Origin of the sequence: uncultured Rhodococcus sp. (assembly GCF_963525155.1) — a bacterium.
Taxonomy (GTDB): domain Bacteria; phylum Actinomycetota; class Actinomycetes; order Mycobacteriales; family Mycobacteriaceae; genus Rhodococcus_F; species Rhodococcus_F qingshengii.
Genome location: NZ_CAURKP010000020.1, coordinates 23,278 through 44,336 on the forward strand (window position 1 = coordinate 23,278; position 21,059 = coordinate 44,336).

At 63.8% G+C, this 21,059-nt stretch carries 23 protein-coding genes; 9 read left to right on the forward strand and 14 right to left on the reverse strand.

Features of this window, described 5'->3' with window-relative positions; all coding sequences use genetic code 11:
* Positions 1-3: 3 nt before the first annotated feature.
* From RWT78_RS07190 to RWT78_RS07205, 4 genes are all read left to right on the forward strand, one after another.
* Complete coding sequence (locus RWT78_RS07190) at positions 4-306, forward strand: DUF3349 domain-containing protein (protein WP_003941976.1); 303 nt, start codon at positions 4-6, stop codon at positions 304-306.
* Entirely contained in the window at positions 303-1,442 is a 1,140-nt protein-coding gene (menE, locus tag RWT78_RS07195) for an o-succinylbenzoate--CoA ligase (RefSeq protein WP_314674959.1), read from the forward strand. The genes RWT78_RS07190 and menE overlap by 4 nt, the downstream gene beginning before the upstream one ends.
* 88 nt (positions 1,443-1,530) lie before the next feature.
* On the forward strand, positions 1,531-2,538 hold the full coding sequence (locus RWT78_RS07200) for a daunorubicin resistance protein DrrA family ABC transporter ATP-binding protein (protein WP_003941960.1): 1,008 nt from the start codon (positions 1,531-1,533) through the stop codon (positions 2,536-2,538).
* A complete protein-coding gene (locus RWT78_RS07205; protein ID WP_003941848.1) occupies positions 2,535-3,362 on the forward strand; it encodes an ABC transporter permease in 828 nt (275 codons plus the stop codon). Before RWT78_RS07200 ends, RWT78_RS07205 begins: the two co-directional genes overlap by 4 nt.
* 21 nt (positions 3,363-3,383) lie before the next feature.
* Here the strand turns inward: RWT78_RS07205 and RWT78_RS07210 are convergent, their stop codons facing one another.
* A complete protein-coding gene (locus RWT78_RS07210) occupies positions 3,384-6,632 on the reverse strand; it encodes a BTAD domain-containing putative transcriptional regulator (protein ID WP_003941972.1) in 3,249 nt (1,082 codons plus the stop codon).
* A 49-nt stretch (positions 6,633-6,681) separates the two neighbouring features.
* Between RWT78_RS07210 and RWT78_RS07215 the strand changes: the two genes are divergently transcribed.
* Positions 6,682-7,551, forward strand: coding sequence for a 1,4-dihydroxy-2-naphthoate polyprenyltransferase (locus RWT78_RS07215; protein ID WP_019744341.1), 870 nt, complete (start codon positions 6,682-6,684; stop codon positions 7,549-7,551).
* A 12-nt stretch (positions 7,552-7,563) separates the two neighbouring features.
* Here the strand turns inward: RWT78_RS07215 and RWT78_RS07220 are convergent, their stop codons facing one another.
* Genes RWT78_RS07220 through RWT78_RS07235 form a run of 4 tightly spaced genes read right to left on the reverse strand, consistent with a single transcriptional unit; the run spans position 7,564 to position 9,609 of the window.
* Positions 7,564-7,944, reverse strand: a complete 381-nt coding sequence (locus RWT78_RS07220; RefSeq protein ID WP_003941998.1) for a phage holin family protein — start codon at positions 7,942-7,944, stop codon at positions 7,564-7,566.
* 49 nt (positions 7,945-7,993) lie between these two features.
* Complete coding sequence (locus RWT78_RS07225; RefSeq protein WP_003941949.1) at positions 7,994-8,560, reverse strand: Clp protease N-terminal domain-containing protein; 567 nt, start codon at positions 8,558-8,560, stop codon at positions 7,994-7,996.
* 5 nt (positions 8,561-8,565) lie between these two features.
* Positions 8,566-8,817: an HTH domain-containing protein gene (locus tag RWT78_RS07230; RefSeq protein WP_003941869.1), complete on the reverse strand. Its 252-nt coding sequence runs from the start codon at positions 8,815-8,817 to the stop codon at positions 8,566-8,568.
* 54 nt (positions 8,818-8,871) lie between these two features.
* The gene (locus RWT78_RS07235) at positions 8,872-9,609 is read right to left on the reverse strand and encodes a 1-acyl-sn-glycerol-3-phosphate acyltransferase (RefSeq protein ID WP_003941959.1); all 738 of its coding nucleotides are present in this window, start codon (positions 9,607-9,609) and stop codon (positions 8,872-8,874) included.
* Positions 9,610-9,731: 122 nt separating this feature from the next.
* Here RWT78_RS07235 and RWT78_RS07240 point away from each other — a divergent pair, with 122 nt between their 5' ends.
* The gene (locus RWT78_RS07240) at positions 9,732-10,355 is read left to right on the forward strand and encodes a GNAT family N-acetyltransferase (protein ID WP_007728507.1); all 624 of its coding nucleotides are present in this window, start codon (positions 9,732-9,734) and stop codon (positions 10,353-10,355) included.
* Here RWT78_RS07240 and RWT78_RS07245 read toward each other — a convergent pair.
* Positions 10,253-11,356, reverse strand: a complete 1,104-nt coding sequence (locus tag RWT78_RS07245) for a PLP-dependent cysteine synthase family protein (RefSeq protein WP_003941980.1) — start codon at positions 11,354-11,356, stop codon at positions 10,253-10,255. The two genes, RWT78_RS07240 and RWT78_RS07245, sit on opposite strands and share 103 nt — an antisense overlap.
* On the reverse strand, positions 11,353-11,739 hold the full coding sequence (locus RWT78_RS07250; protein ID WP_030535490.1) for a DUF4229 domain-containing protein: 387 nt from the start codon (positions 11,737-11,739) through the stop codon (positions 11,353-11,355). The genes RWT78_RS07245 and RWT78_RS07250 overlap by 4 nt, the downstream gene beginning before the upstream one ends.
* Before the next feature lie 291 nt (positions 11,740-12,030).
* Here RWT78_RS07250 and RWT78_RS07255 point away from each other — a divergent pair, with 291 nt between their 5' ends.
* Both RWT78_RS07255 and RWT78_RS07260 read left to right on the forward strand, forming a co-directional pair.
* Positions 12,031-12,243: a BldC family transcriptional regulator gene (locus tag RWT78_RS07255; RefSeq protein ID WP_003942029.1), complete on the forward strand. Its 213-nt coding sequence runs from the start codon at positions 12,031-12,033 to the stop codon at positions 12,241-12,243.
* A gap of 165 nt (positions 12,244-12,408) precedes the next feature.
* Entirely contained in the window at positions 12,409-12,615 is a 207-nt protein-coding gene (locus tag RWT78_RS07260; protein WP_003941996.1) for a hypothetical protein, read from the forward strand.
* A gap of 25 nt (positions 12,616-12,640) precedes the next feature.
* Here the strand turns inward: RWT78_RS07260 and RWT78_RS07265 are convergent, their stop codons facing one another.
* From RWT78_RS07265 to hemL, 7 genes are all read right to left on the reverse strand, one after another.
* Positions 12,641-14,302, reverse strand: coding sequence for an AAA family ATPase (locus RWT78_RS07265; RefSeq protein WP_399551463.1), 1,662 nt, complete (start codon positions 14,300-14,302; stop codon positions 12,641-12,643).
* A 143-nt stretch (positions 14,303-14,445) separates the two neighbouring features.
* On the reverse strand, positions 14,446-15,408 hold the full coding sequence (gene ccsB, locus RWT78_RS07270; protein WP_047268895.1) for a c-type cytochrome biogenesis protein CcsB: 963 nt from the start codon (positions 15,406-15,408) through the stop codon (positions 14,446-14,448).
* Positions 15,405-17,069: a cytochrome c biogenesis protein ResB gene (locus tag RWT78_RS07275; RefSeq protein WP_003942064.1), complete on the reverse strand. Its 1,665-nt coding sequence runs from the start codon at positions 17,067-17,069 to the stop codon at positions 15,405-15,407. Before RWT78_RS07275 ends, ccsB begins: the two co-directional genes overlap by 4 nt.
* A complete protein-coding gene (locus RWT78_RS07280; RefSeq protein WP_007735278.1) occupies positions 17,066-17,914 on the reverse strand; it encodes a cytochrome c biogenesis CcdA family protein in 849 nt (282 codons plus the stop codon). The genes RWT78_RS07275 and RWT78_RS07280 overlap by 4 nt, the downstream gene beginning before the upstream one ends.
* Before the next feature lie 2 nt (positions 17,915-17,916).
* Complete coding sequence (locus tag RWT78_RS07285; protein ID WP_003942071.1) at positions 17,917-18,522, reverse strand: TlpA disulfide reductase family protein; 606 nt, start codon at positions 18,520-18,522, stop codon at positions 17,917-17,919.
* On the reverse strand, positions 18,519-19,178 hold the full coding sequence (locus RWT78_RS07290) for a histidine phosphatase family protein (protein ID WP_003941868.1): 660 nt from the start codon (positions 19,176-19,178) through the stop codon (positions 18,519-18,521). Before RWT78_RS07290 ends, RWT78_RS07285 begins: the two co-directional genes overlap by 4 nt.
* Positions 19,179-19,244: 66 nt before the next feature.
* Complete coding sequence (gene hemL / locus RWT78_RS07295) at positions 19,245-20,570, reverse strand: glutamate-1-semialdehyde 2,1-aminomutase (protein ID WP_037129903.1); 1,326 nt, start codon at positions 20,568-20,570, stop codon at positions 19,245-19,247.
* Positions 20,571-20,680: 110 nt separating this feature from the next.
* On the opposite strand from hemL, the gene RWT78_RS07300 reads away from it, so the two are divergent.
* A complete protein-coding gene (locus tag RWT78_RS07300; protein ID WP_007735283.1) occupies positions 20,681-21,028 on the forward strand; it encodes a hypothetical protein in 348 nt (115 codons plus the stop codon).
* Positions 21,029-21,059: the final 31 nt, after the last annotated feature.

Sequence of the window (21,059 nt, forward strand, 5' to 3'; positions counted from 1 at the left end):
GTCATGGCCCTTCCGCCCTTCCTCACGTCGATAGTCGGCTGGTTGCGGGCCGGCTATCCCAATGGCGTCCCCGAGCAGGACTACATCCCACTTTTCGCGCTCCTCACTCGCAGACTCTCCGAAACCGAGGTCGACGCCGTCGCCGACGCGTTGATCGAGGACGGCGATCTGCCCATCGAGAAGACCGACATCCAGGTCCTCATCACGAAGATCACCAACGAGATGCCACTCGAAACCGACGTCGACCGCGTACGAAGCCATCTGGCTGCCGGTGGTTGGCCACTGGCTGGACCGGACGTCCGGTGAACGTTCTTCGCACACTGGCCGTTCCACAGGGTGAGGCGGTCTTCGAGGTACTGCCTGCCATCGCGCAGATCCTGGACGGCGTGCACGACGCCGTGCTTCCCGTCCCGGCGGCCGACGCACGCGAGACGGCCCGACTGAGCGACGCTCTGTACCCCGATCAGCCCATCGACGACGGCATCTCGCTGGTGGTCGCCACGTCGGGGACCACCGGAACCCCGAAGGGCGCGATGCTCACCGCGAGCGCACTGCGAGCCAGCGGCGACGCGACCCACGAACGCCTCGGCGGCACCGGATCCTGGTTGCTGGTTCTCCCCCCGCACCACATCGCCGGGATGCAAGTTCTGTTGCGCAGTGTCCTCGCCGGAACACAACCGGTGATCGTCGACGTCAGTGCGGGTTTCGACCCTGCAGCATTGCCGGGCGCTGTCGCCGCGATGAGCGGACCGCGCCGCTACACCTCGTTGGTGCCGACGCAGTTGGTCAAGGCACTCGGTGATCGCGCCGCGGTCGAGGCTCTGGCTTCGCTCGACGCGGTTCTGCTCGGCGGCGCTGCTACTCCCGCACCGGTACTCGCGCAGGCCACCGAAGCGGGCATCACCGTCGTCCGCACCTACGGGATGAGCGAAACGTCCGGCGGTTGCGTCTACGACGGAATCCCGTTGTCCGGAGCGCAGATTCGTATCGACGACGGGCGAGTACTGCTGGGCGGTCCGATGCTCGCGTCCGGGTACCGCGGGCTTCCCGACCACCCTGCCTTCGCCGAACCCGGATGGTTCCGGACCGACGACGCCGGATCAGTGGTCGACGGGGTCCTTCGCATCAGCGGCCGGTTGGACGAGGCAATCTCCACCGGCGGGCTGACCGTCGTACCGCAGGTGGTCGAGGCCGCGCTGGCCGATCACCCCGCCGTTCGCGAGTGCGCGGTGATCGGCATCGAGGACCCGCGGCTGGGGCAGCGGGTGGTGGCCGTCGTCGTACCCGAGGGCGAAGCTCCGACGCTCGACGAACTACGCGCACATGCTCAGCGGACACTCGACGTCACCGCGGCGCCGCGGGAACTCTTCGTCCTGGACGCGCTCCCCCTGCGCGGACCGGGCAAGCTCGACCGCGCCGCCCTGGTAGCGCGGTTCAGCTAGCAGCCGCAGCACCGACCTCGCGCGCTGTGCAAGTAACCGCAAGTTCCACGCAAGGTCCATGCAAGATCGGTCTGCCAAGCTTCATCCCATGAACCACACAGCTTCGCCTCTTGCCATCGAGGCCGACGGACTCGTCAAGAAGTTCGGCGAGCACCGCGCGGTCGACGGCGTCAGCCTCACCGTCCCCACCGGCTCGGTGTTCGGCGTCCTCGGGCCGAACGGCGCCGGCAAGACCACCACCGTCCGCATGCTCGCCACTCTCCTTCGCCCCGACGGCGGTGAGGCGCGCATCTTCGGCCACGACGTCAGCCGTGAACCCACCGCGGTCCGATCCCTGATCGGCGTCACCGGTCAGTACGCCTCCGTGGACGAGGATCTGACGGCGACCGAGAACCTCGTGATCTTCTCGCGGCTGCTCGGCCTGAGCCGCCGCGATGCGCGCACCAAGTCCCTCGAACTCCTCGAGGAGTTCGATCTGGTCGAGGCCGCGACCAAACCGCTGAAGAACTTCTCCGGTGGCATGCGTCGACGCCTGGATCTGGCGGCAAGCCTGATCGCGCGCCCGCCGCTGCTGTTTCTCGACGAGCCCACCACCGGCCTCGATCCGCGCACCCGCGCCCAGATGTGGGTGACCATCCGGCGACTCGTCGCCGAGGGTTCGACGGTGTTGCTCACCACGCAGTACCTCGACGAAGCCGATCAACTGGCCGATCGCATCGCGGTGATCGACCGCGGCCGCGTGATCGCCAACGGCACCGCCGACGAACTCAAGGCTTCGGTCGGGATCTCCTCGCTCCAACTCAAGCTCGTCGATCGTGATCGCACGGAGGAGGCTCGCTCGCTCATCGCCGCTGCGCTGAGCGTCGAGGTGGGAGTCACTCCCGAGGTCGGGCGGATCACCGCACCACTGAGCGACCCGTCGATCACGGCGGACCTGTTGATCCGTCTGCGTGAGCAAGGTATCGCCGTCGACGAGATCAACGTACAGAAACCCAGCCTGGACGAAGTGTTCCTGACCATCACCGGGCACCAGCCCGAAGACGGTGGACGCAACGACGCCCAGTCCGACAACGACTCCGATCGGAGCGTCGCATGACAACCACCCTCACCAAACCCCGGTCGCCGATAGCCCAGCCGGATGCCGCACCCCGCCGCATCAGCCTGCAGCAGAGCTTCGCGAACACGTTCACGATGGCGTACCGCGGAATTCTCAAGATCAAGCACAACCCCGAGCAACTGTTCGACGTCGTCATCCAGCCGATCATCTTCACGTTGATGTTCACTTACATCTTCGGCGGCGCGATCGCCGGTGACGTGACGGCATATCTGCCGACGATCATCCCCGGCATCCTCGTCCAGACCGTCATCACCGGTTCCATCGTCACGGGCACTCAGCTTCGTGAGGACATGGACAAGGGCGTGTTCGACCGCTTCAAGTCCCTTCCCATCGCTCGTATCGCCCCGCTGTCCGGTGCATTGCTCGCCGACGTCGTGCGCTACGGCATCGCCACGACCATCACGTTCATCGTCGGTTTCGCGATGGGTTACCGCCCCGCAGGCGGCGTGGTCGGCATTCTGTCTGCCGCGATCCTGGTCATGGTGTGCGCGTTCTCCATCAGCTGGATCTTCGCTCTCATGGGCGTGCTGATGAACAAAGCGTCCACGGTGCAGGGTGTTTCGATGCTCGTGCTGTTCCCGCTGACGTTCCTGTCGAATGCGTTCGTCGATCCTGCCACCATGCCGAGTTGGCTTCAGAAGTTCGTGAACGTCAATCCGGTCTCACACCTGGTGACCGCGGTTCGCGAGCTGGCCAACGACGGCCACTTCGGTATCCACGTCGTGTGGTCGCTGGTGGGCGCCGCGGTGATCGTTGCCGTCATGGCACCTTTGACCGTGCGGATGTACATGCGCAAGACATAAGTCCCGCACCATCGTCCAGACTTAATCCAGCACCGGTCCGCGAAGCGCAGCCAACACTGCTTCGCGGACCGCTCTGCGTGAGTAACCCGATACCTTCTCGGTTTCCACAGACCACCTGTCGGCTCCGACCAGACCAACCGCGAAGTCGGAGAGGCGCGCATGATGGAGCGAGACGAAGTCTTGTCTCCCCGGCATTTTCAACGACAAAGCCATCAGTTCGACTCCGCGTTCGATGTTGCCCGTGACAAGATCGAACGACCCGATCGCCGACGCCAACGAACCCGCGAGCGGCAGGTCCGCGTAACCGTTGGGATCGAGCTTGAGAGCACTCGACTCCTTCATCTGCAGAACGCGGCCTGCCACCAGTTCGTGCCTGCCGTGAACTGCGTGAGCGCACACAGCCGCGGCACCGAGCAGAACGACGAAGGGATCACCGAAGATGTTCTCGATCGCAGAACCCAACAGCTCCAGCGCTTCTCGATACCGAGCCAAGCCCTCGTCGATACGGCCGTCCGCGAGATCCGCCTCGGCGATACTCGCTATGAGCGCCGCACGCCGTTGATCGGTTTCGATGGCCCCGGTCCCACCCGAGTGCGCCAATGCCGGACGTGCACGATCGAGAAGCACCCGACCACCAGCGGTGTCACCGGCCGCGATCATTGCTCCGGCTTGAAAGCAGATGAGCTGCATCGCCTCGTCACGCGCACCGAGGCGTTCCATCGACGCCGCCGCGATCGCGTAGAACTCGATGGCCTCGCCATAGCGGGCGGATTGGCTGTGAACCGACCCGACATGTTGGGCCGCCATCGCCAGACCCCACTCGTCACCGATGCTGGTGGCGTAGTCGAACAGAGTCTCCCCGTCCAGCAACGCACCGCGCAGATCTCCGATGTTCTCCCGCATGTTCGAACGCGCGGACAACGCCGCCATGCGGGTCTCGGGATCGGAACTGCGAACGCCTTCGGCCACCAACCGCGCAAGTTTGTGGTTGGCGATCCCACTCGTGGTCAGCTTGATCAGAAATGCGAACAACGGACCGAGATCATCGCGCTCACGCAACAGCTTTCGAAGTCGGATCCGCGCACGGGCATGGTTTCGATCGGCCTCTCCGAAGAAGAGATGCATCGCCACCAGGATGAACGTAGCGCCCACCAGTTCTGCATTCACGTCGCGCAGATCGTTGTCCGCGGTCGCCCCGACGATCTTCGACGCCCAGTTCGAGATTTCCGAGTTCGATCCTCGTACGGCCCACAGAATCGCGAGGACGGGAAAGACGTTGGCTACGGTCACCGCGTCGCCGCGTTCCACGGCCCAGCGAAGTACAGCCAGAAGGTTGTCGTGCTCGGCATCGAGGTCGGCAATCAGACGGAGCTGATCCGTCCGTGCACGCACGACGGCATCCTCGGCGATCGCAATCGCCCAGTCGTCGAGGCGCCGAATCACTTCCGGTCCCTCCCCGGACGCGGCGAGTTGCTCCTCGCCGTATTCACGGACAGTCTCGAGCATGTAGTACCTAAGATCTCCCTGCCCGTCGCTGACGGAAAGAAGTGACTGATTCACCAGCGCTTCGACGGCACTTGCCACATCGGTCAACTCGCCCCACCCGGCAACGGCCTGCGCCGAAGAAAGGGTGAAGCCGGCCGGGAATCGGCACAATCGACGCAACGCAATCTGATCCCCGCTGCCCAACAGATTCCAGCTCCAGTCGATCACCGCGTGCAGGGTGCGATGCCGATCCGGAGACGTCGGATCATCGGAGCGCAACAACGCGAACCTGTCTCGCAGTCTCGAACCGATCTCGTCGACGCTCATGGTGCGGACCCGCGCGGCAGCGAGCTCGATCGCCAGCGGGAGTCCGTCGAGCGTCGTACACAGCTTGACTACCGCGTCGACGTCCAGATGAACAGACGGCCGCACCGCACGGGCTCTCGCCGAGAAGAGTTCGACTGCCGAGCCGGTTCCGTCTTCGATCGCCAACGGCGGCAACGGGTACACCGCCTCGGCACTGATCATGAGCGGAGAACGACTGGTGGTCAGAACCGTCAGCTGACGACCGGCCGCGATCATCTCGGCCACGATCTCCGAACACGCGCCGATCACGTGCTCACAATTGTCGAGGATGAGCAACATCGGACCGGCGGACAGCGCCTCTTTGAGTCGCTCTCTCGCCGAATGCGTTCGGCCGACGGTCAATTTGCCTGGCGCCAGATCGGATTCGCTGATTCCGAGGGTGCCTCCGATGGCCGCGATGACATCTTCGCTGCTGCGCAACGACGCCAACTCCACGAGGACCACCGAGACGCCCGGCTGGTTCACGGATCCGCGCAGGCCCAATTCGTGTGCGAGACGGGTCTTTCCGGCGCCACCAGGTCCGAGAATGGTGACGACGCGCGAGCGGGCGAGCAAGGATTCGATCTGGTCGATGTCGTTGTCGCGACCGAGCAAGGTGTTGGGGGCAGCGCGCAGACCGATCGCACGGGCGGCCCGCGGTGTAGCCGCAGGTGCCCCGAGAAGTTCCGCGTTGAGAGTCACCAGTGCGGGTGACGGATCAGCGCCCAGGCGATTGGCGAGGTGGTTGCGGAACTCCGCGAACACTTCGAGTGCCTCGTTGACTCGGCCTGCTCCGGCGAGCGCACGCATCAACGCCTCGGCCGCTGTGTCGTCGAATGGGCTCGCCAGATGGCGTCCGCGCACCAGGGGAATGGCTGCCGCGTACTCCCCCAATGTGAGCAACGCGTCGATCTGCGCCGTCTCCAGTTCGTCGTACACCCGGCCTGCGTCGAGCGCCAGACGATCTGCAACGTCGCCGACGACGTCACTCCCGGGGGTACCGCGCCACAGGCGCAATGACGCGGTCGTGACTGCGAGCGCTTCGGACGCGTCGGCGCCGACGGTGCGCAGACCACGGGCGGCGTCCGCTGCCCTGGCCAGGTCGACACGCTCCCGAGCGAGAGTGAGCCGGTATCCGGCCGCCGTGACTTCGAGGGCCCCGTCCGGGAGTGCAGATCGCAGGCGCGAGACCTGAGTGTGGAGGGCGTTCATCGGTGAGCGCGGCGGCTCCAGCCCCCAGACGTCGTCGATCAGGCTCTGCGCGGTACGTGGCTCACCCGGATTGCGAGCCAGCGCAACCAGCAGAGTTCGAGCTCGCGGACCCGGCAACGGAACCAGACGATCGCCCACTTTGGTCGAAACGGGTCCGAGCAAGGCAATGTCTGCCAGGTCTTCGCCCGACTGCGCGTACCTGGCGCGCTCACTCACGTCTCGAGTCATGTGCTGATCCACCGCGTTCGATCGTATTGCACAGTGCAAAGATCGTTGTATGGCAACAGCTGCTCAATGGATCGAAGGCGCGAGGCCGCGCACACTCCCGAACGCGATTGCGCCCGTGCTGGTCGGCACCGGAGCCGCGGCGTCCCTGGACCTCGCAGTGTGGTGGAAGGCGCTCCTGGCACTGATCGTCTCCTTGGCCTTGATCGTCGGGGTGAATTTCGCGAACGACTACTCCGACGGAATCCGCGGAACGGACGACGACCGCGTCGGGCCACTGCGCTTGGTCGGATCGAAGTTGGTCAGTCCCGGAGCTGTGAAGGCCGCGGCGATCAGCTGCTTCACCGTTGCCGCGGTAGCCGGGTTCGTTCTGGCGGCGACCACAGCCTGGTGGCTGGTTGCGGTCGGCGTGTTCTGCATCATCGGTGCCTGGTTCTACACCGGCGGCAAGAAGCCTTACGGATACAGCGGGTTCGGCGAGATCGCCGTGTTCATCTTCTTCGGACTGATTGCAGTGCTGGGAACTCAGTTCGTACAGGCCGAGCGGGTGGATCTGGCCGGGCTGGCCGGCGCGATTGCCATCGGTTCGTTCTCGAGCGCGGTGCTCGTTGCCAACAATCTTCGAGACATCCCGACCGACACCGAGTCCGGAAAGATCACTCTCGCAGTCCGGCTCGGCGACGCCAAGACCCGCACGCTGCACGTGATCCTGCTGGCCGTCCCGTTCGTCGCGACCCTGCTGCTGATCCTGCGTACTCCGTGGGCATTGCTCGGATTGCTGGCGTTGCCACTGGCAATCCGGGCCAACGCCCCACTGCGTTCGGGCGGGCAGGGTATGGCCCTGATCCCCGCGTTGCGCGACACCGGACTCGCCATGCTCGTCTGGGGTGCCGCGACCGCAGTTGCGCTCAGTCTCGCCTGAAAGTCGACGGACTCAACGGTTGTCCGGGACGAACGCGCTGAGCAGGAAGTTCACGATCGAGATGATCAGCGCGCCCCAGACTGCCGTCCAGAAGCCGTCGACCGTCAAGCCGTAGGACGTTCCGGACGAGATCCACGCCGTCAGCATCAGCATGAGGGCGTTGATCACGAGCGTGAACAATCCGAGAGTCAGGATGAGCAGCGGCAGCGAGAGAAGCTGCACTACTGGCTTGATGAACGCGTTGACCACCGTGAAGATCAAAGCGATCACCGCGATCACGAGAACCGTGCCCCAGGTGCCGTTGTCGTGGTTGGCGATCGTGATGCCGGTGACCCACGCCGACGCCAGCCAGATGGCTATGCCGTTGATGATGAGACGTGCCAGAAATGTCATGTCTGAATGCTGGCACATCCCGCCCCGTGCATGCGGAACCGTGCCGAATCTAGGCCGCGCGATTCATCTTCGCTTCCAAGCGCTCACGGATCACCGACATCGTGACCTGCGTTTCGAGGGCCTGACGGGTAGGCCCGTCGGCGACACGCAGGATGCCGAGCAGGATGTGTTCGGCACCGATTCGATTGTCCTTGTGCGCGAGCGCTTCACGGAGCGAGAGTTCCAACACCTTCTTGGAGTCCTTCTCGAATCGTGAACGAGGGAACCCGAATCGGCTCTTGCGAGAAGTGTCGACTCCGTCCGGCACAGGAGTCTCGTCCAGCACACCTTCGCCGAAGGACTGCTCGAGACTCTCCCGAACCGCATCGAGATCGATGCCGATCGACTTGAGTATCTCGGCGTCGTCGTCGAAATTGTTCGAGCTACCTTCGTTCGAGCCGGCGCCGGCGTGGCGGATCACGTCGAGCGTGACACCAGACTCGGTGAGCACCTCGGTGGCGATGCCCCGATCAGAGGTGAGCAGCGCGGTCAACAGTTCCATCGGAGTGACAGGACCGGAGCCGGCGACAGCATCGACAACGACGCCGCGAGCCTGTGCGGAGAACCTTTCGAACATGGCAATTACCTGCCCTTCTCGCGCAGTGAACGCAGCATCGATTCCGACTGCGCGGACGCGTATTTCTTGTGGACGGCTTGACGGCTGACCTCGAGAGCTTCCGCGATCGCCTGCCAGGACCATCCGTGACGGCGCGCATTGGCGACCTGAATGGCCTCGAGTTTTTCGAGTAGACGACGCAGCGCTCGAACAGCACGCAATCCCTCGGTGGGATCCGGGCTACCGGCGGCAGCAGCGAGAGAGGTTGCTTCGGTCATGATGTCAATTTAGGTTGACAACCGGAATCTGTCAACCAAAATTGACAGGCGCGCCTAGTATCCGGCGACGGCCCCGTTCACTGCCACCTGCAAGTCAGCCTGCACAGTTCGGGCGATATCCATCGGCTTGTCCGGAAGTTCGGTCACCGGCATTCCGACAAAGACACTCGCAGCCTTGACGTCGCCGGCCACCGGACCGTAATTGATGCCGATCGACACCAGAGCCGGTGAGCATCCCAACTTCTCGGCGCGCGCGACGATGTGGCCGATTCCGCTGTTGACGTGCTGCAACCGCGTCGGATCTTCGGTGTTGCACGTCCCTTCCGGGAAAATCGCCAGACAGTCCCCGTTGCCCAGCCGCTCGGCCGCGACGTCCATCATCACTCGGCCGGCATCCGAAACAGCCCGGAGGCCGTAGTTCTTGCTGCGAAAAACCGGGATGCTGCCCATCATGTCGACCTTCTTGCGCTGTGAAGGATCAACGAAGAGTTCGTCCTTGGCGAGGACCCGGGTCCGTCCGATCACTCGACGCAACGGAGTACGCCACGCGGTCGCGGCGAGCGTGAACTGGTCGCTCTCGGTCAGATGATTGACTGCCACGACCAACTGCGTCTTACGTTCCAGGAGAGTCTTCAGCGCAGCTTCCGCACCCGGCGCATACCTCACTCGCGGGCGGTACTTCAGCGCCAATGCGGCATAAGCGAGCTTCGCCACGAATCGGTTCTGCTGATGACTGCGGTAGTACTCGTACACAGCCTCGTAATTGTCGAGTGAAACTTCAGGATTGCCCATGATCCGCCCTCGCTGGAGAAGTGCCCCTTGACCAAACGATACACAACCTACGGTTGCGTAGGTTTGCGTTACAGAAGGCGTAGCGCTGGGAGAAACGCACTTCTCGAGGTAAAACGGTTTCTGTGATCCGCTCGGCCATATCCACCGACCTACCCGCACTGCAACAGATCGAGGTCGCCGCGGGCGAACCGTTCCGAGACATCGGGATGGACGCCATCGCAGACGATCCACCGCCGACGCTCGACGAGTTGAACGATTTTCTCGCAGCCGAGCACATCTGGGTTCAGACCGACGCGAACGACGTGCCCGTTGCGTACGCACTCGTCGAGATCGTGGACGGCGGCGCGCATATCGAACAGGTCTCCGTTCACCCCGATCATGCCCGGAAAGGCCTCGGAGCACAGCTGATCGACGCCGTCACCGAATGGGCGGCGGACCATCACCACGATCTCGTGACTCTGACGACGTTCGTCGACGTTCCGTGGAACGCGCCGTACTACGAGCGCCTCGGGTTCGTGCGCCTGGCCGAGAACACGCTCTCCCCCGGCCTGATACGCATCAGAACGGACGAGCAGTCGTCCGGGTTGGACGCCTGGCCGCGCGTGACGATGAGCCGCCCGTCACACGGTCCGGCGCCGGCGATTCAGGAACTGGCCGTCCACGCACCCGAACGTACGAACTCGTCCAGCACTGTCGTCGGGCCGAGCAGGTCGATCCCTTCCGAAGCCACCCATTCGTCGTTGTAATACGTGCCTGAGTAACGCTCTCCGCCGTCGCACAGGAGGGTGACGACGCTGCCGCTGCGCCCGGCCGCCATCATTTCGGCAATCAACGCAAAAGCTCCCCACAGGTTCGTCCCCGTCGAGCCGCCCACTTTGCGCCCCAGGGCTGCGCTGGCATGCCGGGCAGCCGCGATCGAGCCTGCGTCCGGCACCTTGATCATTCGGTCGACCACCTGACCGACAAAAGACGGTTCGACGCGCGGACGGCCGATGCCCTCGATCCGGGAACCTCGAGTACCGACGATCGACGGATCGCTCGCTCGCCACGCGTCGAAAAACACGGAGTGCTCCGGGTCCACCACGCACAGCCCCGTGTCGAATTTCCGGTAACGAAGAAAGCGGCCGATCGTGGCACCGGTTCCGCCCGTCCCGGCTCCGACGACCACCCAGTCGGGAATCGGATGTTCCTCGTGTTCGAGCTGAGTGAAGATCGATTCGGCGATGTTGTTGTTTCCGCGCCAATCCGTCGCGCGCTCGGCGTGGGTGAACTGGTCCATGTAGTGACCGTTCAACTCACTCGCGAGCCGATGCGATTCCGAGTAGATCGACGACGGATCGCTCACGAAATGACAACGTCCCCCCTGCGCCTCGATCAACGCGATCTTGGCGGGACTCGTGCTCGCGGGCATCACCGCGACAAAATCCAGGCCCAGCAACTTCGCGAAATACGCCTCGCTGACAGCCGTCGATCCGGACGACGCTTCGATGACGGTGGTCTCTTCGGTAACCCAGCCGTTGCAGATCGCGTAGAGGAAAAGCGACCGTGCGAGTCGATGCTTGAGACTCCCCGTGATGTGGGTCGACTCGTCCTTCAGATAAAGCTGGACGGTCCAGTTACTCGGCAGCGGATAGCGCAGCAGGTGAGTGTCCGCGCTGCGTTGCGCGTCGGCTTCGATCAACCGCACCGCGTTGTCGACCCACTGGCGTGAGGTCCGACGGTCGACGTCGAGCGACCCCGTGGTCACCGCCCGTCTCCGCGCAGCTTGGAGCGAAGATCGTCACGATCGGACCGACGCTGGGCGTCGACCGCCGCAATGCCCGCATTGACACGCTTGCGCAGTTTCGCGAAGAGCAGCAACGACAGCGGCAGCGCGATCAGAACTGCGAACAGCGCCGCGACGATCAAGGGAACGTCCGTGCCGGCGAGCTTTCCGCCACCGATGATGACGGCACCGATCACGACGACAAGCAGCAGCCGAGCGACCGAGTACAGCACCACGTCGCGGGCTAGTTGACCCTTGGTCACCGGCCCGGAAGCCGACTTTGCTTGCCCAGAGTTTGCGGAAGGTTTACTGGCCTTGACCGGCTCAGAAGGAACATTTTCGGGGTTTTCAGACAACTGACTCACCCTCTCAGGTTACCCATTCCGAATACGGGTGGGACCGAGCCCGCTATATCCATTTTGTCCTTTACTTAAACATTACTTTTTCTTGAAAGATCGACTACCCGGCTATATCTGTGCAAACATTGCGCTACCACTCAGAAAACGGTCGAATGTGAGCGAAGGACTTCGAAACAAACTCGACGCAGGTTTTTGGCAACTGGTCGACACACCGGTTCGGAACCAAAGTTCGGAATCACTGCTCGGTTCGGAATCACTGTTCGTCAAACGTTCGACATCAACATGGAGGACCTCACAATGAGCGCACCAACCTTCAATACCGCCGCAGACGCACTCATGACGCCCGGACAGGTAGCGGCATTGTTTCATGTCGATCCCAAGACCGTGACCCGCTGGGCACACGCAGGACGACTGGGCTCGCTTCGCACGCCAGGAGGACATCGTCGATTCCGTGAGACCGAGGTCATGCAGCTTCTGCGCTCGCTGACCACCGAAGCAGACAACAACTGAGCAAACTCGGCTCACTTCGAAGCACTTTGCAGTACCCGAGAGATCTTGCAGTACCCGACAGATACAGCACTAGCGCACTGAGCCGAAACGCTTGTCCGCACCACTTCTGGTGAAGCGGGGCGGAGACTGAGTAGGCTCGACTTCAGTTCCCTGAGGAGGTGCGCCGTGTTGTATCTGTTGGCGTTGGTGGGTTTGGTGACATTGATCGTTCTGATGTGGAAGGCATTCGGGCCCGATCCGTCGACGCGCACCCCGGTGAGCGGTGTACGCGGGCCGGATGACGATCCCGAATTCCTGTGGAATGTGAACCAGCAAACACGACGCAAGCGCACGGAAGGTCCGGACGTACCGCCGACTGACGCGTCGACGTAGCGTCCGGGCTCGCCCGGCTATCCGATTACCGCCCCGTCAACGCGAACGGGGAGGCCGGAAAGTCCTGCGCAACCACCGCAGCCAACTCCAGCACCGCTTCCCGAGTACCTGGACGCAGCCGGTCCAGATCGATTTCGGCGCCCTCTTCCAAATGCGGATCGAACGGAATCAGTTTCACCGCTCGACAGCGCTGCTCGAAGTGCTCGACGACCCGCGGCAGATCAACCTTGCCCGAGCGAGGCCGTACCGCGTTGATGACAGCTACGGACGTGGCGACCAGCCTGCTGTAACCGTGAGCGTCGAGCCAGTCAAGTGTTGCGGAGGCGCTACGTGCACCGTCGACGGAACCGGAACTGACGACGATCAACGAATCTGTACCTTCGAGAATGGCCTGCATCGCCGAGTGCATCAATCCGGTGCCGCAGTCGGTCAGAACTATGCTGTAGAACTTCTCGAGCATGTCGACCGTGCGCGTGTAGTCCCCACCGCTGAAGGCCTCTGAAACTGCTGGATCGCTGTCGGAGGCAAGCACTTCGAGCCGGTATCGATTTTGCGATGTGTAGCCACGGACGTCGCTGTACTTCTCGATGCTGTTCTCGTCGCGCAGCAGGTTTCGCACTGTTGCCGGAGTTTCGAGCGGGATCTTCTGGCTCAGCGTTCCCCGGTCGGGGTTTGCATCGACAGCGACGACGCGATCGCCGCGGATCGAGCCGAACATCGACCCCAGTGTCGCTGTGGTCGTGGTCTTTCCGACGCCGCCTTTGAGACTGAGCACCGCAACCTTGTAGCAGCCCTGCAGCGGCTGGTTGATCTGGCGCGTCAACTCGACGAGGTGCTGCTCTTTTGCACCGTTTCCGAGGTTCACCGATCGGCCGGACAACGTGTACAGCGCCTTGCGCCAGCCGCCCACCGGGGCAGGCCGGACAGGCCGCTTGACGAGGAGCGCAGCCGAGAGATCTTGCGCAGTCATCGGGAGAGCGGACTCGAAGCGACTGTCCGGAGCCGAGGTGAGTCCGGACTGCGGCATCGGAGCGCGAGTAGGTGGCGCCGTCGGCGGGGCCATCGGCACGGCCTGACCATTCTGGAGGGCGTGGCCGTTCTGCACCGGCGCAGCGCCGGGATGACCGAACTGCCGAATCGCGGGATTGGGCGGATGGACGCCAGGCGAAAAAGGTGCCTGCGGTTGCTGGAGCGGTCTCGCGGATGAATGCGCCGTCGGGCCGGGCTGCGAATTCTGGACAGGCTGCAGGTTCTGAACAGGCTGCGAGTTCCGAACAGGCTGCGAATTCTGAACAGGCTGCGGAACGCCAGTTCGTGAATCCGGAAGCGACCCTCCACGATTCGTAGGTTCGTAGGTCTGCATCGGCATCGCAGGCGAGGTCGAGAACTGGCCGTTGATCGGGCCTGGCTGCGCTGCCGGATACTGGATGACCGGAGTCTTGGGACCTGGTACCGGAGCCGCTGGGGTCGTCGTCGGCGGCGGAGCGGCGGGTGCACCGGGCGCCTGGCCGGCGACTTGCTGGAGCGGCCCGGAGTCGACCGGGGCCACGAAGAGACTACGAACGTCGCTGGGAACCGAGTCCGATGACGGCTCGGGCGCGGATGCGCGCGGCTCGCGCCGCGTCGGCTCGGCAGGGCGCACCGGCTCCCACAATCCTGCTCCGGCGTCTTCAATCTTGTCGGCCATCTCGCCGCTCCCCCTCGTCGATCCCACAGCTACCAGACAGCTAGTAATTCGCCAAGCTGCATCGTAACTGTTGCCCGCCCCTGACGTACCTACCGGTAATACCTACAGACCGGTCGGCAGCCACCCACGGTACCTCGAGAGGATCAGGTGAGTCCCGCGTAGGAGTGCAAGCCGGAGACGACCATGTTGATGATGAAGAGATTGAACAGCATCGCAACAAAACCGGCGATGTTGATCCAGGCGGCCTTCGTCTCCCGCCACCCGGACGTTGCCCTCGCATGCAGGTAGGCCGCGTAGATCACCCAGGCGATGAAGGACATCGTCTCCTTCGGATCCCAACCCCAGAAGCGTCCCCACGCAGCTTCCGCCCAGATGGCACCGAGGATGACGCCGGCGCCGAACAGCGGAAACGCGATGATCGTGCTCTTGTACGCCAAGCGGTCGAGAGTCTGGGCATCCGGCAGTCGCTCTGCGATCCGGCCACCGATGCTCGTGCCTTCCTCACCGGGCGGGAACTTCAGTCGCAGCAGGAACAGAAGGCTCGCGATACCGCCGATCATGAAGATTCCGGAGCCGACGCTGACGATCGTCACGTGAATCGGAAGCCAGTACGAGCGCAGCGCCGGAACCACGGGAGCCGCGTCGGCGTAGAGGACCGTGCCGGCGAGGAACATCAAGATCAGAACCGGCACCAGCAGGAAGACCCACATCGGACGGTACGCCGGCTTGATCAACAGGACGTGCCCGACCAGCAACGACGCCGCACACGCCATCGCCACGAATTCGTACATGTTGCCGAGCGGGAATCGTTCCGTCGCAAATCCGCGGAGCACGATCGACGCGATGATCAGCACCGTTCCGACGACCAGGACAGCTCGGCCCATTCCGCCGAATCGTTCCGAGAGCGACTTGCTCGGAGTCTCCGCGACCCTGCCAGGCACGGATGCGTCGACACCGCCGGCGGAGACCAGTTCCTTGTCCTGAACCGCCTTTGCTCTGGCCGACGCGTACTGCACGATGAGCAGCACAAACGCCAGCACGAGCACGGTGAAGGCGGACTTGAAGGCCCAGTCGCTGTACTGCGCGAGTGTCTCGTTCGTTGTCATCGGGCGTTCTCCTGCGCGTGCGGTTGGTTCACCGCGGTGGTCGGATTGCTTTTCAGCAAGCGGTCGGCGAGGCGGTCGAACTCGTCGCCCCAGCCTGCGTGGTCGGTGCGGGCAAGCCCACCAAGTTCTACTACAGTACGTCGTTCGTCATCTGGATAGATACGTGCCCAGACGCGGCGACGCTTGATCACGAGCGAGACGAGTAGGCCCGCCATCATGGTCAACGCCGAAACCAACACCCACACCTGAGCGGGATCGTGGGAGACCTGCAGGTTCACGAAGTCGACGGCACCATCGAATCGCACCTGGGTTCCGTCGGCAAGCGTCGCGCTCTCCCCCGGAAACAGATTGACTCGATCCTGCTTGACCAGTCGGCCCTGATTGATCAGTTCGGTGTTGAGTTCGAACAGCGATTGCGGATTACCGGTATCGAGTCCGGTGTCGCCCTTGTAGATGTCGATGGCGACTGCCGGATCGTTCATCGCCGGGTAACTCGACGACAGCAGGTTGCCGTGGAACAGCGCGGTGGGCGCGAACAATCCTTCGATGGCAATCTGATTCTTCCGACGCTCGTCCGCATCGGGATACATGCCGCCCGGCGGGTCGAAGCGCATCGCGCCACTGCTCAGGAACGTCGTGGCGTCGTCCGGACGCCACTGGAGCGTCTCGGTGCGGGTCTCACCGTTCGGGAACGTGACGGTGAATGTCGGCGCGTATCCGTGTCCCTGCAGGTACACACGATCGCCGGCGATCCGCAGTGGGTGGTTCACCTGGATGGTCGTGTCCCGCCAGGTATCGGACTCGAGGTCGTCGCCTGCCTGGTACGAGATGTCCGAGGTGAACATCTCGGCCTGACCGGTCTCGAGGTAGTCGGCCTGGAAATTCTTCACACGTACACACAGCGGGGTCATGCCGGTGCCGTCGAGGCTCAGACCGGCGACGAAGGAGTCGAACACTGCCGGCGAGGTCGTGCAGAACCCGGGGCCGTCGTTGGCGATGACGATGCGATTGCCCTCGTAGCCGAACAACTTGCCCGCGGCGATCGCGATCAACAATCCGACCAGCGAGAGGTGGAACACGAGGTTGCCGAACTCGCGGAGGTATCCCTTCTCCGCCGAGATGGTGATCTCGCCTTCGCGTCGTGATTTCGAATCGCCGCGACGCGTTTCGACGCGCCACCCGCGCAGTTCTTTCGACACCCGGGCAGCAAGTTCGTCGGGAGTCTCGCCGTCCACGACGCTCTTGGTGTGGTGCGGCAGGCGAGCAAGATTGCGCGGCGCATTCACCGGACGGGTGCGCAGCGCCTTCGCGTGCTCCACGCAACGCGGCAGGATGCAGCCGACCAGCGAGATGAAGAGCAGTGCGTAGATCGCGGTGAACCAGAAACTGCTGAACACGTCGAACAATTCGAGGCGGTCCATCCACGGACCGAGCGTCGGACGCGCGGCGATGTAGTCGGTGACCTTGCCCTCGTTGAGGGTTCGCTGTGGCAGCAGGGCGCCGGGGATCGCAGCGAGCGCGAGGAGGAACAGCAGTACCAGTGCGGTCCGCATCGAGGTGAGCCCGCGCCAGGTGTTGCGCCCGAGTGCAACGACTCGACCGATCACCGACTGCTTCGGCAGCACGGGTTTCGGGTGGTCGTTATTGTCGTCAGCTGTCATATCGGCAGCGTCACCTCCGAGATAAATGCGTCGCGAACCCAGCCGACGAACTGGTCCCACGCGCCTGTGACGAGGGCGATTCCCACTGCCACCAACATGATTCCGCCGAAAATTTGAATGGTGCGTGCATTACGACGCAACCAGCCGACGCCGGTCAGCGCGCGCGCCGATCCCAGCGCCAAGATGATGAACGGCAGGCCGAGTCCGATGCAGTACGCGACGATCAACGTGACACCACGCGCGGCGGTCATCCCGTCGGTTCCCGCCGCTACGGACATCACGCCTGCCAATGTCGGACCGAGGCACGGCGTCCAGCCCAGAGCGAACACTCCCCCGAGCAGCGGCGCACCCACCAGTGACGACACGCGACGCGGTTCGAAACGAACGTCCTTCTGCAGCGCCGGAATCAGCCCGATGAAGACGAGACCCATTGCGATGGTGACGACACCGCCCACTCGCATCAGGACCTCGCGGTTGACGAGCAGCGTGGAGATCACGCCGAATACCGACGCGGTCGCGAGGACGAACACAACGGTGAAGCCCGCGACGAACAGTCCGGCCGCACCGGCCACCCTCAGTCGACTGCTCCGGGTGATCGTCCGCGTCTTCGCCTCTTCGGCGGTGATCGCGGGAGCGTCGGCACCGACGACGCCGGCCAGGTAGGACAGGTAGCCGGGAACGAGCGGCACGACGCACGGTGAAGCGAACGACACCAGACCGGCGAGCACACAGGCGCCGAGGGCGAGCAGAAGCGGACCGGACGACGCCGCGTTCTGAAACGCTTCGCCCACACCGGCACTCAATGTGTCGCTGCCGGCCAGCAGCGTAGTGGTCGTGGTTGTCATCTTTACTGCGCGTCTTCCTGAGCTACTCGCTGGACGACGGGCAGCAAATCCTCGGCGAGAAGTTCTTGGAGGAACACCGCGGCGACGCGATGCTGGCGGTCCAGCACGATCGTCGTCGGAATGACCGACGTGGGGTAGCCGTCACCGAGGGCGATCAGCGAACGCATCGACGGGTCGTAGATCGACGGGTACGAGACCTTGTTGTCGACCACGAAGTCCTGCGCTTTGTTCTTGGTGTCGTCGCGGACGTTGATGCCGAGGAACTGCACGCCCGAATCCTTGGTCTGCTCGTAGACCTGTTCCAGATCGTCGGCTTCGGCACGGCACGGTCCGCACCACTGACCCCAGACGTTGAGGACGACGACCTTGCCCTCGAAGTCGTCGACACCGACCTTCTGACCTTCGTTCATCAGGTCGGGCCCGGAGAGCTTGCCGATGGTGCCTCGGTCGGACGGCGGATCGTAGAAGATCTTGGTTTGTCCGCCCGGTGAGACGAAGTCGAAAGTTCCGCCCTGTGCGACGGCGTCGTCGCCGGTCGCGCAGGACGAGAGAAGAAGCATCGCCGACGCAGCGGCTGCGAATGCTGCGGCGATGCGGCGCGAAATCATGCTCCTGTCACTCTCGGGTCGGAGGCGCCGGCAGGTTCGGAGTAGACGATGTCGACCAGGGTGTCGCCTTCGTAGACCAGTGAAGTCAACGAGGCCAGTCCACACTGACGGTGACGGGGATCGTGCCAGAGACGCTCGCCCTGCAGGAATCGACGCAGTGTCCAGACCGGAAGCTGATGGCTTACGACGACGGCTTCGTGTCCGACTGCCGCGACGCGTGCGGCATTGACGGCTGCGAGCATGCGATGGGCGATCTGCAGGTAGGGCTCGCCCCAGGACGGGGTGAACGGGTCACGCAGTTTCCACCAGTGACGCGGACGCGAGAGCGCACCGTCCCCGACGGCAACCTTGAGACCCTCGAACTCGTTGCCTGCCTCGATCAGGTTTTCGTCCGTGACGATGTCGAGCTTGTGTGCCTCGGCGATCGGAGTCGCGGTCTCTTGTGCCCGCTGCAGCGGCGACGCGACCACGTGGGTGATGTCGTGATCGGCGAGCACCGACGCGACCGCACGAGCCTGAGCTTCGCCCGCCACCGACAACCGGAAACCCGGGAGCCGTCCGTAGAGGATCCCGCGCGGGTTGTGTACTTCGCCGTGGCGCAGGACGTGGACGATGGTGCGGGTGGACGTGTGGTCGGGGTGATCGGCGTCGGTCACAGTCGAGGGTCCTCGCTGAAGATGATGGATGTCGGAAGCGTGCGGATGTTCTGGAACTGGAACTGCTCAGGGCTTGACGGCAGCAGCCGCGGCCTTGGCTGCGTGAGGCATGGCGTCGGCGATGATCGAGAAGGCTCGATCGTCGAGGGCTGCGGAGACGAACCACGCTTCGAACGCGCTCGGTGGCGGGTACACGCCGCGGGAGAGCAGTGCGTGGAAGAAGGCGGGGAATCGCCAGGTCTGCGCGGCTTTGGCTTCGTCGTAGTTGGTCACCGTGTTCTCCGTGAAGAACACGCTCACCAAGGTGCCTGCGTACTGCACTCGGTGTTCGACGCCTTCGGCGGTGAGTGCTTGGGTCATGAGGTCGCCGAGGGCGGTCGCGTTCCGGCCGAGCTTGGCGTACACCTCGGCGTCGGCGGCGCGCAGGCTCGCGAGTCCGGCGGCGACGGCGACAGGGTTACCCGAGAGGGTGCCTGCCTGGTAGACGGGACCGTCGGGTGCGAGGTGGCCCATGATGTCGGCGCGGCCGCCGAATGCTGCGGCGGGCAGGCCGCCGCTCATGACCTTGCCGAAGGTGTAGAGGTCGCCTGCGACGTTGTCGATGCCGTACCAACCCGAGGCACTGACGCGGAATCCGGTCATCACCTCGTCCATGATCAGGAGTGCGCCGTGCTCACGGGTGAGACGACGCAGTCCCTCGTTGAAACCGGGAAGCGGTGCGACGGCGCCCATGTTTCCGGCGGCAGCTTCGGTGATGACGCACGCGATGGCGCCGGGATTGGCCGCGAAGGCCGCGGCCACCGCGTCGAGATCGTTGTAGCGCACGACGATGGTGTCTTCGGCTTGAGCGCCGGTCACGCCGGGAGAGGTCGGCAGCCCGAACGTCGCGAGGCCGGATCCGGCGTCGGCGAGAAGGGCGTCGACGTGGCCGTGATAGCAACCGGAGAACTTGACGATCTTGGTGCGTCCGGTGAATCCGCGGGCGAGGCGGACTGCGCTCATCGTGGCTTCGGTTCCGGAGTTGACCAGGCGAACCTTTTCCACGGGCGCGACGCGGGCGACGATTTCCTCGGCGAGGGCAACTTCGCCTTCGGTCGGCGCACCGAAGGAGAGACCTCCGAGGGCTGCTTCGCGAACGGCTTCGACGACTGCCGGGTGAGCGTGCCCGAGAATCATCGGACCCCAGGACGACACCAGGTCGACGTAATTGTTTCCGTCGACGTCGGTGAGGGTGTATCCGGATGCTTCGCGAATGAATCGCGGTGTTCCGCCGACCGAACCGAACGCGCGGACGGGCGAGTTGACGCCACCCGGAATCACGTTGCCGGCACGTTCGAAGAGCCGAGCGGAGTTCGTTGCATGCACGTCGGGATCACCGGAAGACACAGTCACGGCTTCCAGTGTCCCAGTTCTGTCGAATCTGACAACGACAGGGTGTAGGACTTCGGTGCTCGAGGCGAGTTTTCCGGTCGAACCGGGCCCCGCGTGAGACGATTCCGGGCATGAAGCGACTGTTGACGACGCTGATGGTCTCGGCTGCGATTCTTCTCACATCGTGTGGTTCGGACGCTTCGAACGACGACAAGGCGACAGTTTCGTCGCCGCCGAGCGCCACCGACTCGGCTCGAACCACCGCGGCGACGAGCACCGACCCCGCGTTTCTCGGCGGGTGTTCGGCGGTGTCCGTCTACGTTCAGCAGCGTGTTCAGAGCGGCGACACGTCGACCCAGACGGCGGGCGCCGACTTCCTGAAGATCGTCGAGAACGACCCTTCGTACCAGGCTATGTCCGAGAGCGAGAAGGAACTCTTCCGCCAAGGAATCGAAGCGGGTGCCGCGGGCTCCTGCTGAATGTGAGGTTGGGATCGAACCGGGTTGCCCG